This window comes from Exiguobacterium sp. HVEsp1 (genome assembly GCF_002009685.1).
Lineage (GTDB): Bacteria > Bacillota > Bacilli > Exiguobacteriales > Exiguobacteriaceae > Exiguobacterium > Exiguobacterium profundum.
In genome coordinates, this window is record NZ_KV917367.1 from 2,078,199 (window position 1) to 2,092,147 (window position 13,949).

Annotated in this window: 14 protein-coding genes; all 14 read right to left on the reverse strand. The window is 50.7% G+C overall.

The window, feature by feature from the left end:
• Nucleotides 1–3: 3 nt before the first annotated feature.
• The 14 genes from BV910_RS10670 to BV910_RS10730 all read right to left on the reverse strand — a co-directional run bounded on the left by BV910_RS10670 (nucleotide 4) and on the right by BV910_RS10730 (nucleotide 13,859).
• Nucleotides 4–744 (reverse strand): alpha/beta hydrolase, encoded by a 741-nt coding sequence (locus tag BV910_RS10670; protein ID WP_031422876.1) that lies wholly within the window; start codon nucleotides 742–744, stop codon nucleotides 4–6.
• Between the two features lie 102 nt (nucleotides 745–846).
• A complete protein-coding gene (secG, locus tag BV910_RS10675) occupies nucleotides 847–1,071 on the reverse strand; it encodes a preprotein translocase subunit SecG (protein ID WP_012726902.1) in 225 nt (74 codons plus the stop codon).
• Nucleotides 1,072–1,144: 73 nt separating this feature from the next.
• A complete protein-coding gene (locus tag BV910_RS10680; protein ID WP_012726903.1) occupies nucleotides 1,145–2,032 on the reverse strand; it encodes a YitT family protein in 888 nt (295 codons plus the stop codon).
• 47 nt (nucleotides 2,033–2,079) lie between these two features.
• The gene (locus tag BV910_RS10685; protein WP_078147299.1) at nucleotides 2,080–3,420 is read right to left on the reverse strand and encodes a glycosyltransferase; all 1,341 of its coding nucleotides are present in this window, start codon (nucleotides 3,418–3,420) and stop codon (nucleotides 2,080–2,082) included.
• Nucleotides 3,417–4,625: a glycosyltransferase family 4 protein gene (locus tag BV910_RS10690; protein WP_240499882.1), complete on the reverse strand. Its 1,209-nt coding sequence runs from the start codon at nucleotides 4,623–4,625 to the stop codon at nucleotides 3,417–3,419. The genes BV910_RS10685 and BV910_RS10690 overlap by 4 nt, the downstream gene beginning before the upstream one ends.
• Before the next feature lie 21 nt (nucleotides 4,626–4,646).
• Nucleotides 4,647–5,528 (reverse strand): UTP--glucose-1-phosphate uridylyltransferase GalU, encoded by an 882-nt coding sequence (gene galU, locus BV910_RS10695; protein WP_078147301.1) that lies wholly within the window; start codon nucleotides 5,526–5,528, stop codon nucleotides 4,647–4,649.
• A gap of 232 nt (nucleotides 5,529–5,760) precedes the next feature.
• On the reverse strand, nucleotides 5,761–6,366 hold the full coding sequence (locus BV910_RS10700; RefSeq protein ID WP_371328155.1) for a phosphotransferase: 606 nt from the start codon (nucleotides 6,364–6,366) through the stop codon (nucleotides 5,761–5,763).
• A complete protein-coding gene (locus BV910_RS15060; RefSeq protein ID WP_353047360.1) occupies nucleotides 6,360–6,557 on the reverse strand; it encodes a hypothetical protein in 198 nt (65 codons plus the stop codon). Before BV910_RS15060 ends, BV910_RS10700 begins: the two co-directional genes overlap by 7 nt.
• A gap of 285 nt (nucleotides 6,558–6,842) precedes the next feature.
• Nucleotides 6,843–8,135: a phosphopyruvate hydratase gene (gene eno, locus BV910_RS10705; protein ID WP_012726908.1), complete on the reverse strand. Its 1,293-nt coding sequence runs from the start codon at nucleotides 8,133–8,135 to the stop codon at nucleotides 6,843–6,845.
• 36 nt (nucleotides 8,136–8,171) lie between these two features.
• Nucleotides 8,172–9,710, reverse strand: coding sequence for a 2,3-bisphosphoglycerate-independent phosphoglycerate mutase (gene gpmI, locus BV910_RS10710; RefSeq protein WP_012726909.1), 1,539 nt, complete (start codon nucleotides 9,708–9,710; stop codon nucleotides 8,172–8,174).
• Nucleotides 9,711–10,463, reverse strand: a complete 753-nt coding sequence (gene tpiA, locus BV910_RS10715) for a triose-phosphate isomerase (protein WP_078147302.1) — start codon at nucleotides 10,461–10,463, stop codon at nucleotides 9,711–9,713.
• 18 nt (nucleotides 10,464–10,481) lie between these two features.
• The gene (locus BV910_RS10720; protein WP_078147303.1) at nucleotides 10,482–11,666 is read right to left on the reverse strand and encodes a phosphoglycerate kinase; all 1,185 of its coding nucleotides are present in this window, start codon (nucleotides 11,664–11,666) and stop codon (nucleotides 10,482–10,484) included.
• Nucleotides 11,667–11,763: 97 nt separating this feature from the next.
• Nucleotides 11,764–12,771: a type I glyceraldehyde-3-phosphate dehydrogenase gene (gene gap, locus BV910_RS10725; protein WP_012726912.1), complete on the reverse strand. Its 1,008-nt coding sequence runs from the start codon at nucleotides 12,769–12,771 to the stop codon at nucleotides 11,764–11,766.
• 59 nt (nucleotides 12,772–12,830) lie between these two features.
• The gene (locus BV910_RS10730) at nucleotides 12,831–13,859 is read right to left on the reverse strand and encodes a sugar-binding transcriptional regulator (protein ID WP_012726913.1); all 1,029 of its coding nucleotides are present in this window, start codon (nucleotides 13,857–13,859) and stop codon (nucleotides 12,831–12,833) included.
• Nucleotides 13,860–13,949 lie beyond the last annotated feature (90 nt).

The window sequence follows — 13,949 nt, forward strand, 5'->3', positions numbered from 1 at the left end:
TTCTTAGACTGACCAGTCTAACGTTTCGAGAAAATCGAGCACGTCCTGGTGCAGTTTCTCTTTTTCTTTGTCGAGTGTGATCACGTGTCCCGAGTTCTCATAGATGAGCAACTCTTTTTGGAACGTGTTGACCGCCTCGTAAATTTGATTCGCCGATTCCGGGTCGATCATGTTGTCTTTGGCGCCTTGGACGACGAGTGTCGGGACGAAGATGTCCTCGAGCTTCGACGCCGTGTCGCGGACGAAGGCACGGAGGTCTTTCAATGTTGGCATCGGTTTGAACTCTGCCATCTCCTGCTCAATCTGTTCCGGCGACTTTTCTTCTCTACCCTTATATTCTCGGGCATATGCCTGGACTCCTTTATACAAGCGGTCCTCGGCATCGATTCCCGTCGGTGCGCACATTGGGATGACCGCCTTGACGTCTTTCTCCTCGGCGAGACGGAGCGACATCACGCCACCTAACGAGAGTCCGCAGACGACAATCTCCTCATGACCTTTGTCGACGAGCGTCTGGTAAGCGTCCAAGACGTCTTCCCACCAGTCTTTCGGTCCATATTGGAGTAATTCTTCCGGTGGGACGGCATGACCACGATAGATCGGTCCCATACATGTGTATCCTTCTTTTTGAAGGAAGCGACCGAGCATGCGGACATCCGCGCTCGATCCAGTGAAGCCATGTAACATCAACACGGCACGTTTTCCGCCCTCGAAGAAGAACGGTTTTGGTGCTGTCACTTTCATTTTATCTGTCATCTCCTTGTATCTACATTATTCCCAAAAAATAAATCGAAAAAACAAAAGCTGACCGCCTCACGTGAAAATCGAGAACGATCAGCCTTATCATCATAATGATGCGACTAGTAATCCTAAAATGAAAAACAAAGTGCCTAGTACAGCTGCAGTTCGGTTCAAAACAGCATCGAAGCCGCGTGCTTTCTGGCGTCCGAACAACTGCTCCGCGCCACCTGCAATCGCTCCAAGACCTTGCGACCGACCTGACATGAGCAGTACGACGACAATCAATAAGACAGCCACGACAAGTAGGCTGATTGTAGCGATCGTTTGCATAGTAGTCAGTTCCTCCTTCTATTTACACGCCTTTTATTATATAGAAGTTATCAATAAAACACCAGCATTCAAATTATCGGGACGGGTAGCTGAATCCTTCCCCAATGACTTCCTTCACCTGGTGGATGACGACGAAGGCACGGTCGTCCGTTACTTGGACGATTTTTTTGAGTGGTGCGATCTGACGTTTGTCGACGATCATATACAACATGTTCTTATCCTGCTTCGTATAGTAACCGTGTCCATGGATAATCGTCGCCGAGCGTCCGAGCGTCTCCGTTAAGACGACGGCGAGCTCTTCTTGCTTGTCGCTGATGATCGTGACGGCTTTACGGATGTTGAGACCTTCCGCGACGAGGTCGATGACCCATGAACCGATGATGATCGCGATGAGCGTATAGAGGACGACTTGTTCCCCTAAGAAGAAGCCAGATGTCGCGACGACGATCGCATCGATGATGAACATCGAGACGGCGACACTCAAGTGGAGATAGCGCTCCATGAGACGGGCGATGATGACGCCCCCGCCGGTCGTCCCGCCGACACGGAGCACCATGCCGATCCCGACCCCGATCATGATCCCGGCATAGACGGCCGCAAGCAGTTTGTCCTCGGCAGGGCTGCCCCAGTCGTGTGTCAGACTGAGGAAGAATGACGTCGCGATGACGGCGATGACCGAATAGACCATTGTCCGACGGTCGAGCAGCTTATAGCCGACGATAAAGAGAATCCCGTTCCCGATGATCGACGTGAGCCCGAGGTCCCAGCCGAAGACGTAGTACAGGATGATCGTGACCCCGAGCAGGCCACCTTCCGAGAAGTCGTTCGGTACGGTAAAGTAGTTGACCCCGAACGAGAGAATGAAAGAGCCTGCGATAATCCAGGCGATGTCCTTCACCGAGATGGTTTGTAGCTTGCGCCATACTTGTTGGCGCAACAGATGTTGTTGTTGACGTTTCATAAATGTCCTCCCTCCATAGAAAAAAGACCGCGGCAAAAGCCGCAGTCTTAAGATTGTACTGGCTTTGGCGCACCGTCTTTCATAATCGGCAACTTGCGCTCCGCGGCGTTCGCGTAGACGTTTAAGAGTGCCTCTTTTTCCAAATCCCAGTTATATTTCTCACGCGCGGTCTTCGTGTTCTCTTTGACACGCGCATAGAGTGCTTGGTCTTCAATCATCCGGTTGACGCCGTCCGCAATCGATTGTGGATCATGCGAATCGACGAGCACCCCGACATCGTTCCCCGCAACGACCCGTTCGATTTCAGGGAAGTCACATGAGACGACCGGTACTTCAGCCATCAAATACTCGAACAATTTATTCGACGAGGCCGAGTAGTGGTTGAAGCAGACGTTGTTCAATACTTGGAAGCCTAAATAGGCGTTCATCGTATAGTAAGGTAACGCTTCGACCGGTACTTTGTCAATCATCTTGACGCGGTCGCCGACCCCTTCCGTCTCGATCAACTGTTGAATCGTCGGTTTAAGCTTCCCGTCCCCGATCATGACGAGCGTGCCTTCTTTGAAGTCTTTCGCCGCGAGCACGAGCTGTTCGAGACCGCGTCCGGCTTGAATGCCCCCTTGATACAAGAGGATCTTCTCGTCTTTCGGTAAGTCGAGAAGCGCATGCAAGTCCTTACGAAGCGAGAAGTCGAGCGGACGGTAGAACGGATAGTTATGGAGCACGTACGGATAGAATCCGTACAACTCTTCGTTGTGCGCCGCACGCGTATGGTTCTCGACCATCATCGTATCGACGAACGGCAAGAGCCAGCCTTCGAGGTTACTTTGAATATAGCCGTAACCCGTACGGTCCGTCTGTACCTCGTGCGAGTCGTAGACGATTCGACCTTTGTTGAACACTTTCCCGGCAAGGAGTGCCTGCGGGAGCGTGTTCAAATCGTTCGCATGGTAAAAGTCATACGATTTTTTCGTCGAAGCGAACACCATCTCGAGCATCGCACTCGCGTTGACGATTTGCTTACGCACTTGCGGCAACAAGACCGTTCCGACGGCCGCACCAAGTGCGAGCATCGTGATCGGCGCGAGTAGGAACAACCCGGCACCGACGAGTCCAGCTCCAATTTGGCGGGTCCGCTTCTCGCTCACCCATTGATACGTCTTCTTCGCGAACTTGAGCGCGTTGACGAGAATCGAAGGTTGACGCTTCACGCGGATGACGCGGAAGCCTTCCGGACGCATCTCTTCTTTTGGAAGCTCTTTATTTTTCGGATCTTGAAGCGCGATCAAATCGACTTCATAGCCTGCCTCGGCGAGTGCCGAGCACTCACGAAGGACGCGTGCATCATTCGTAAAATGGTTCCATACAAACATACATACTGACTTCATCGTGTTTCCTCCATCACTAACTGTTGTACGACTTGATCTAACACGTCGATATTCTCTTCCCAACATAAATTCTCTTTGACGTAACGAATCCCGTTCGCCCCGAGTGCCTCCCGTAAATCCGGTCGGTCGAGGAGCTTCCGTAGGATCCGCTCGATTTCATCGATGTCACGTTTCCGTGACACGTAGCCGACTTCCGCCGCTTCAATGACATTCGCCGCATGGCCTGACACTGCTGCGACAATCGGTTTGCCGACCGCCATATAGTCGATGAGTTTCCCAGGGATGACCGTATCGAACACTTCTTGCTCGATCAGGCTGACGAATGCGACGTCTGCATTTTTAATCGCCTGAAACGCCTCTGTCCGTGGCATCGCCTCGAGGAACAAGAAGTTTTGGAAGCCACGGTCTTTGATCGTCTGTTTCAACTCTTCTTTCCGATAGCCGTAGCCGATCAATTTGAAGTGGACCCGTGGCTCATCCCGGAATCGTTCGGCGAGTTCGAGTAACAACGACACATCTTGGGCAAGACCCATGTTCCCGGCGTATAAGATCTCCATCCGGTCGTCCGGTGGGATCGTCCGCTCGAGCGTTCGCTCCGCTTCCCGGATCGAGTTCGGCATGTAGTGAATCTTCTCGTTCGGCACACCGCGCTGACGAAGATAGCTGCGGAACCCTTCCGAGTTGATGATGACTTCATCGGCGACACGATACAGTCGTTTCTCCATCCAAAAAGCCGGCGTGAGCACCCAATCGTACTTGAAGACGCCGACCCCTTTCACCGATTCTGGCCAAAGGTCACGGACGTCCAAGATGAACGGGACACGATACTTTCGTTTCGCATAAGCACCGACAAACGCCATAAAAAAAGAAGGGGTCGTCGCAAAGACGACGTCTGGCTTCAATTCGAGCTTGCAGACTTCCCGGATTCCTTTGACCATCTGTTCGAGGAACAGGAAGAGACGACTGACCATGTTGGACGTATGCTTCCGTTTCTTCGTGATGAGTCGCTTGATGAACGGTTGGTCGTTCAACTCTTGGTCGTTCCAGAAGCGGTCGTCCTGGTACATATCAAAGCTCGGGTACGAAGGAGCGGCCGTGATGACCTCGACTTCATACCCGCGCTGTTTCATCAAATGCGTAATGTTTTGCATCCGGTTGCCGGCACTGCCGATCTCCGGATAATAGTTTTGACACACCATAAGCATTGTTTTCAAAAATAACACACCTTACTGTTGATCAAGTTCGTCCACGAGCCGTTTCAATAGGGCATGGACGTCATCTTTTAAATCAGGATCGCTGAGCGCGTGGCAAATCGTCGTCTCGACGAACCCGATCGGCTCTCCGACGTCGTAACGTCGACCGTCAAATTCGTAGGCGAAGACCGTCTGCGCCTCATTCAAGCGTGCGATCGCATCCGTCAATTGAATCTCGCCCCCGGCTCCCGCCTCTTGTCCCGCCAACGCCTCAAAGACGTCCGGTTTCAAGATATAGCGACCGAGGATGGCGAAGTTCGACGGGGCCTCATCGATGGGCGGTTTCTCCACGAACGTCCGCACCGGGATGAGCTTCCCTTCGACGGCAAGCGGGTCAATTATACCATATCGGTTCGTCATTTCATACGGGACACGCTGCACCCCGATGATCGAACGATCGTGGGCCTCATATTGGTCGATCAACTGCTTCGTCGCCGGCACATCGGATTCGATGATATCGTCCCCGAGCAAGACGGCGAATGGCTCGTCTCCGATAAACTTCCGGGCGCACCAAATCGCATGACCGAGACCTTTTGGCTCCTGTTGGCGTATGTAGTGAATGTTCGCCAAATTCGAGGAATGTCGGACCGATTCGAGCAAGCGCGTCTTCCCTTTCGATTCGAGGTTCTGTTCCAGTTCGAGCGCACGGTCAAAATGGTCTTCAATCGCCCGTTTGTTCTTCCCCGTGACGATGATGATGTCCTCGATGCCTGAAGCGACGGCTTCCTCGACTATGAACTGGATGGTCGGCTTGTTGACGATCGGCAACATTTCTTTTGGCATGGCTTTCGTGGCGGGAAGGAAGCGGGTGCCGAGACCAGCGGCTGGGATGATGGCTTTACGTACTCGTGTCATAAGCATGGGCTCCTTTACTCGTTATGTAGAGAGTATACCCAAATTTTGTGCAAACAGACACAAAAGAGAGGTCATGACAATGTTGTCATGACCAATCGTCATTCCGGTGCGATTTGAGATAGTACCATATGCCGAATCCAATGAGCAATACCAAGAAAAGAAATCCGAGCATCATCACGAAAATCGCCTCCCCATTCATGCTTCATTTTCTATATTCCCGCTTCAGATTGTTTCAGAACCACTTCTGTCCATGCGTTCGAATAAACCGAAGTTCCTCTTGGTAATGATCGTAATGTCCTTCGTCAATCATCTTTTGGAAGGCGACGTCTCCTTCCGCAGCTTTTCGTTTCATCAACAGACAGAGCGCTTCGATGCGTCGTTGCAACATGTCGAACAAGTCAACCTCCGCTTGATCCCAACCGTAGGCTTCGAGAAACAAAGATACACGCTTGTTATAGATCGCATCATCTCGATCGGCATCATAATAGATGACTTCTCCCGTTTCGGCTTGATGACGACGACTGAGCGGAACGAACGTATAAAGCGCGTAGACGATATCCCAAGCCCGCGGTCCCGGTGCAGCCAAGTCAAAATCGATGACTCCCGCTACCTTTCTTTCATGGAAAATTGTATTGTAGACAGCGAAGTCGTTATGACAGATGACCTCGAACGGTTGTGGTGTATTGTCGAGTGGAGGCCACTCCGATCCCCACTCGAAATCCGCTGTCGCGTCATGTAGCTGACGCATCAGCCGAACCGCGTCTTGAATTGCCTCATCGGACCACATGTAAGACTTCAAAGGATAGTCTGCGGTTTCTCCTTCCAAGTAAGTTAACACTTCTCTTCCTCGATCATCGATTCCAATAAAATGCGGCACTCCGGAAAGTTGCTTTGCCTCCAAGTGACGTAACCATCGATGAATACGCTCGCTGCCTTCCTTTTGAGTGCGATAGACGTAATTCCCTTTTTATAGACAGTTGACACGTTCCCACCGCTCAACCTTTTTTCTTGTTCATTCGATTGATCCATCCAATCTCCCCCTACCCTTTATCAGTCACGTTCAGTATACAGCACGAGGAGGTTCGACACCGAGCGTTCACGCCCGTCGAAGCGGCACCGTGACTCTTGCAGGAAAGCAATCTCGCGGAGACCCCGCAAGCGCATAAGCGCGAGGAGGCTCCGTGGATTGCCTGCAGAAAGCATCGGTGCCGCAAGACGGGTTGACGACCGATCAGTTTTCCCACCGTCGATTAAACGGTTATTCCACACAAAAAAACAGGCCCGCCGATTGGCGAGCCTGAAACAATCAATCAATTATTTTTTAAGGTTGTAGAACGACTTGATACCGTCGTATTTCGCTACATCGCCGAGCATGTCTTCGATGCGGAGAAGTTGGTTGTATTTCGCGATACGGTCTGTACGTGAAAGTGAACCAGTTTTGATTTGTCCAGCGTTTGTCGCAACAGCGATGTCTGCGATTGTCGCGTCTTCTGTTTCACCAGAACGGTGAGAGACGACTGCTGTGTAACCAGCTTTTTTAGCCATTTCGATCGCGTCGAATGTTTCTGTGAGCGTACCGATTTGGTTAACTTTGATGAGGATCGAGTTTGCGATTCCTTTTTCGATACCTTCAGCAAGTTTAGATGTGTTCGTTACGAAGAGGTCATCCCCAACGAGTTGAACTTTGTGTCCGATTTTGTCTGTGAGAAGCTTGTGGCCATCCCAGTCGTTTTCGTCACAACCATCTTCGATTGAGAGGATTGGGTACTTGTCAACGAGCTCAGCGTAGAAGTCTACAAGCTCAGCAGTTGTGAGTGACTTGCCTTCGCCAGCGAGTTCGTATTTACCAGTTGATTTGTCGTAGAACTCAGAAGAGGCAACGTCCATTGCGAGGTAGACGTCTTCACCTGGTTTGTAACCAGCTTTTTCGATCGCTTCAAGGATAACTGTGATCGCTTCTTCGTTAGACTTCAAGTTTGGTGCGAAACCACCTTCGTCACCGACAGCTGTGTTAAGACCCATACCAGAAAGAACTGATTTGAGGGCGTGGAATACTTCAGCACCCATGCGGAGCGCTTCACGGAATGTAGGCGCGCCAACAGGCATGATCATGAACTCTTGGAAGTCCACGTTGTTGTCCGCGTGCGAACCACCGTTGATGATGTTCATCATTGGTGTTGGAAGTGTCTTCGCGTTGAATCCACCAAGGTATGTGTAAAGTGGGAGACCGAGCTCATCTGCTGCTGCGTGAGCTGCTGCCATCGATACACCGAGGATTGCGTTTGCACCAAGTTTTGCTTTGTTTGGTGTACCGTCGAGTTCGATCATTTTCGCATCGATTGCGTTTTGGTCGAATACATCGTAGCCGATGAGTTCTGGTGCAATCGTGTCGTTCACGTTCGCAACTGCTTTCAAGACACCTTTACCGAGGTAACGTGACTTGTCGCCATCGCGAAGCTCAACTGCTTCGTGCTCACCTGTTGATGCGCCTGATGGGACGAGGGCACGGCCGAAACCGCCGTCTTCTGTGAAGACTTCTACTTCTACTGATGGGTTACCGCGTGAATCTAAAATCTCGCGTGCGTAAATTTCTGTAATCATTGACATGAAAAATCGCTCCTTTTCGTTTGAAAAATAGTTGTATTATTTTGTAACGATTGACGAACCAGTCATTTCAGCTGGTTGCTCTCCACCGAGAAGGTGAAGAAGCGTTGGGGCGAGGTCGCAAAGTGCGCCGTCGAGAACTGGTTTCAGTTCGACTCCCTCTTTTGTGACGATACATGGAACAGGTTCCGTCGTGTGCGCCGTCATCGGTGAGCCATCCGGGTTCGTGACGATGTCCGCGTTCCCGTGGTCCGCTGTGATGATGGCCGCGCCACCTTTAGCAAGTAATGCGTCCACTACTTTACCGAGGCATTCGTCGACCGCTTCGATCGCTTTCTTCGTCGGCTCAAGCTTCCCTGAGTGACCAACCATATCCGGGTTTGCGAAGTTGATGATGTATGCATCATACTCATCTGACTCGATACGCTCGAGCAAACCGTCTGTGAGCTCATATGCGCTCATTTCTGGTTGCAAGTCGTACGTCGCGACTTTCGGTGAAGGGACAAGGAGACGATCCTCACCTTCAAATGGTTGTTCTTTTTGTCCGTTCAAGAAGAACGTGACGTGTGGGTATTTCTCTGTTTCTGCAGCACGGAGTTGTTTGTACCCTTGTGCAGAGAGCGTTTCCCCGAGTGTGTTTTTCAAATCTTCCGGTGGGAAGACGATATCCGTGTCGACCTCATCCGAGAACTTCGTCATCGAGACGAGCAAGATGTTCTCTGGATGTTTGCTTGAGAGTTCGAAGCCTTTGAAGCCGACTTTCTCTTTGAACACTTTTGCGAGTTGGATCGCCCGGTCCGGACGGAAGTTGAAGAACATGATGGCATCATTGTCCTGGATTGTCGCGACCGGCTTTCCATCTTTTTCGATGACAGTTGGTAACACAAACTCATCCGTCAAATCGTTCTCGTAAGACTTCTTGAGAACTTCGACTGGGTCCGTGCCAACTTCGCCTTTACCGTTTACGAGGACGTCGTATACTTTCTCGACGCGTTCCCAACGGTTGTCGCGGTCCATGGCATAGTAGCGACCAGACACGCTAGCGACTTGACCGACACCGAGTTCAGCAAGCTTTTCTTCTGTTTCTTTGAGGAAACCAGCTCCTGATTTCGGATCACAGTCACGGCCGTCCGTGAACGCGTGAATGTACACTTTTTCGATGCCGTGGAGTTTTGCGAACTCAACGATGGCAAACATGTGATTGATGTGCGAGTGAATCCCGCCATCTGATACGAGACCCATGATATGGAGGCTCGAATCATGTTTCTTCACATGACCTGCCAAATGGTTCATCGCCTGACGGTCGAATAACGAACGGTCTTTGATTGCGTTGTTCACGCGTGAGAGTGACTGATAGACGACTCGGCCGGCACCGATGTTCAAGTGACCGACTTCCGAGTTCCCCATCTGTCCTTCCGGAAGACCGACGTACTCGCCTTTTGCGTTTAAGAGCGTATGTGGATACTGCTCCCAGTAGCGATCGAAGTTCGGTTTGTTCGCAGCCATGACTGCGTTTCCGAACGATTCGTCACGCATCCCGAAACCATCTAAAATGATGAGTGCGACTGGTCTAGCCATTTAAATCGCCTCCAACAATTTGAGGAACGAAGCGGCTTCAAGTGAAGCACCGCCGACGAGTGCGCCGTCGATATCTTCCTGTGCCATATACTCTTTGATGTTCTCTGGTTTTACAGATCCACCGTACTGGATGCGTACTGCAGCCGCTACGTCTTCACCGTAAAGACCTTTCACCACGTCGCGAACATATTTACAAGAGCTTTGTGCGTCTGCTTCGTCCGCTGATTTCCCTGTACCGATTGCCCAAACTGGCTCATACGCGATGACGAGTTGTTTGACTTGGTCAGCAGAAAGGTCAGCTAGACCGCCTTCAACTTGTGTTTTGATGACTTCTTCGAACTTGTCGCCTTCGCGCTCCTCGAGTGTTTCACCGACACAAACGATTGGCGTAAGACCGTGTTCGAACGCTTTTTTCGTTTTGCTGTTGATGAACGCATCCGACTCACCGAAGTACTCGCGACGTTCTGAGTGACCGAGGATGACGTAAGTCACGCCGAGGTCAGCGACCATCACTGGGCTGATTTCGCCAGTGTAAGCACCGCTATCTTTGTCGTACATGTTTTGTGCACCGAGCTTCAAGTTTGACCCTTTAGCTGCTTCTACCATCGGTGCGAGGAAAAGTGCTGGAGCACCAATCGCTGCATCTACTTTGTCAGTAGATGGGATGTTGTTTTTCACTTCCTCAACGAAAGCAACAGCTTCCGAGAGTGTTTTGTTCATTTTCCAGTTACCTGCAATAATCGGTTTACGCATCGATAACCCTCCTCTAAATTACTTGTCGTTCAACGCCTCGACACCTGGAAGTTTTTTGCCTTCCATGAATTCGAGTGACGCGCCGCCACCAGTTGAGATGTGACTCATCTTGTCAGCAAGACCAAACTTGGCTGCCGCAGCTGCTGAGTCGCCACCACCGATGATTGAGTATGCATCGCTGTCCGCAAGCGCTTGAGCGACACCTTTCGTTCCGTTTGCGTATTTATCGAGTTCGAATACGCCCATCGGTCCGTTCCATACGACAAGTTTCGATTCGCGAATCGCGTCCGCGTAAAGTTCGACTGTCTTCGGTCCGATATCGAGACCCATGTGATCCGCTGGGATCGAGTCGATATCGACTGGGCCGACATACGTTTCTTCGCCAAATTCTTTCGTGATGACGCAGTCGACAGGCATCAAGAATTTCACGCCTTTGTCTTCTGCTTTCTTCATGAATTGACGAGCGAGGTCAAGCTTATCCTCTTCAAGGAGTGACGTTCCGACTTCGTGTCCGAGTGCTTTCGAGAACGTGTACGAGAGTCCGCCACCGATGATGAGTGTGTCAACGATGTCAAGAAGGTGGTCGATGACCCCAATCTTATCCGCTACTTTCGACCCGCCGATAATTGCCGTGAACGGACGGTCTGGGTTTGAAAGAGCTTTACCGAGAACTTCAAGTTCTTTTTCCATCAAGAGACCAGCAACGGCTGTGTCCACGTGGTGTGCAATCCCTTCAGTTGAAGCGTGTGCACGGTGAGCCGCGCCGAACGCGTCGTTGACGTATACGTCAGCAAGTGCTGCAAATCCTTTTGCAAGTTCAGGGTCGTTTTTCGTTTCACCTGGGTAGAAACGAACGTTCTCTAAAACGACGACATCGCCTTCAGAGAGGTTAGCGACCGCTTCTTCTGCGACCGGACCGTATGCTTCTTCGACGAGCGGTACATCTTTTCCGATGAGTTCAGCGAGACGCTTCGCTACTGGAGCAAGTGAGAACTCAGGGTTCTTCTCGCCTTTTGGACGGCCGAGGTGGCTCGCAAGGACGAGTTTCGCACCACCGTCAAGCAAGTGCTTGATCGTTGGAAGTGCGGCTTGGATCCGAGTTTCGTCTTGGATGACGCCATCTTTGAGTGGAACGTTGAAGTCAACGCGGCAAAAGACGCGTTTCCCTTTTACATCGATGTCACGAATAGACTGTTTGTTCATAACTTTCGCCTCCATATGTCGTGCGTGTCATTTCATAAATAGAGCGGAGAACAATCTCTTGTTTCCGCTCCTATTTGATTCTATTTAGTTCACGAAATTACTTCGCGATGTTAGCGAAGTGCTTAACTGTGCGAACCAATTGTGCAGTGTAAGACATTTCGTTGTCGTACCAAGAAACTGTTTTAACGAGTTGCTTGTCGCCAACTGTCATTACTTTCGTTTGAGTCGCGTCGAAGAGTGAACCGTATGTGATTCCAACGATGTCAGAAGAAACGATTTCGTCTTCTGTGTAACCGAACGACTCGTTCGCTGCTGCTTTCATTGCTGCGTTTACTTCGTCAACAGATACTTGCTTGTCGAGTACAGTTACGAGCTCAGTGAGTGAACCTGTAGCAACTGGTACACGTTGTGCAGCACCGTCAAGTTTTCCTTGAAGTTCAGGGATTACGAGACCGATTGCTTTCGCAGCACCTGTTGTGTTAGGAACGATGTTCGCTGCAGCTGCACGCGCACGACGGAAGTCACCTTTCGGGTGTGGAGCGTCAAGCGTGTTTTGGTCGCCAGTGTAAGCGTGGATTGTCGTCATGAGACCTTCAACGATTCCGAACTGGTCTTGAAGTACTTTAGCCATTGGCGCCAAGCAGTTTGTTGTACAAGAAGCACCTGAGATAACTGTTTCAGTACCATCGAGGATGTCGTGGTTTGTGTTGTAAACAACAGTCTTCATGTCACCTGTAGCAGGAGCCGAGATCACAACTTTCTTCGCGCCAGCTTTCAAGTGAAGCTCAGCTTTTTCTTTTGAAGTGAAGAATCCAGTACATTCGAGAACGATGTCTACACCGAGGTCTCCCCATGGAAGTTCTTCAGGGTTACGGTTAGCAAGCGTGATCACTTTCTCTCCGTTTACGAGGAAGTGATCGTCGTGTACTTCAACTTCTCCGTCGAAACGACCTTGAGTCGTGTCATACTTGAGAAGGTGCGCAAGCATCTTCGTGTCTGTCAAGTCGTTGATTGCAACAACTTCGATTCCTTCGTTTTTGATGATCTCGCGGAATGCTAAACGACCGATACGTCCAAATCCGTTAATACCAACTTTTACTGCCATGTTAATTTCCTCCTTAGGGTAGAAGCTATTTATTGAAGAGCCAACGGGGGGTCAACTCTTTAATAACAAGTTAATAATTCTTTCGCCGCACCTTCGTCTGTGACGAGGATGATGTTCGACGTGTGTTTCGCATAAGCAGCGATCGCCTGTGCCTTCGATTTCCCTCCGGCAACCGCGATGACGGTATCCATGTCATCCAGCTCTTCGAGTTGGATCCCGACCGTCTTGACGCGATGAACGATCTCACCTTCAGCATTGAAATAATATCCGAATGCCTCGGCGACGGCGTCATGCCGTTCAATCATCCGCAAATGCTCCGGTGATGCGTGACGGCGCTTTGCCATCGTTTCTGCCTCACCAATTCCATGTACCACAATTCGCGCCGCTCTAATCATTTCCAGCACATTTTTGATGCTAGGTTCCTCCACCATCCGGTCGAATGTTTCTTGTGATACTTCATCCGGAATATGTAGAAGATGATAGTCTGCGTGGGCCCGGTCCGCCATGCGTGAACAGACAGTGTTCGCCTGAAGTTCAAGCGTCTCTCCAAGACCTCCACGTGCGGGCACGAAATGCATCGGGCGTTCTTTTTTATCGGGCGACATCATCGCCGCGACCGATGCCATCGTCGTTCCTCCCGTTACCGCAATCACATTATCATCCGGTGCGAGCCGCGCTTTTAGTTGCGTGACCGCCGCCCGTCCGATATCGCGTTGAACCCAGAATGTCTCATCCGAGTCACCCGGTACGATGACGACTTGGCGAACCCCTAATTTCTCTTCGAGCTCTCTTGCCACTTCTGAGATTCCGAGAAGTTCTCCCATGATCTCGTGCAAGTCTCGTAAGACGTTTCGTCCCGTCTCACTGAGGGAAATTCCTTGAGTAGCGACGTAAAGAAGACCTTGATCTTTCAAAAAGTCGACTTCTCGTCTAAGTACCCGTTCGGTCAGTCCCAAGCTCGTTGCGAGTGTCCTGCGGCCAATCGGCTGCATCAAGCGGACATAATGTAAGATATCGTAACGATGTCGGAGCGTATCGAGCAGGTCAGGGACAATTTGCTTCTGAACGTGAATCAGTTGCTGGATCATGCTCATACCCCCTCGACTTTCAGTGTGGACAACTTTTGTCCCACTTTTTTATTTGCGTCCCACCGCTACGAGTTCATCTTATCAATCACT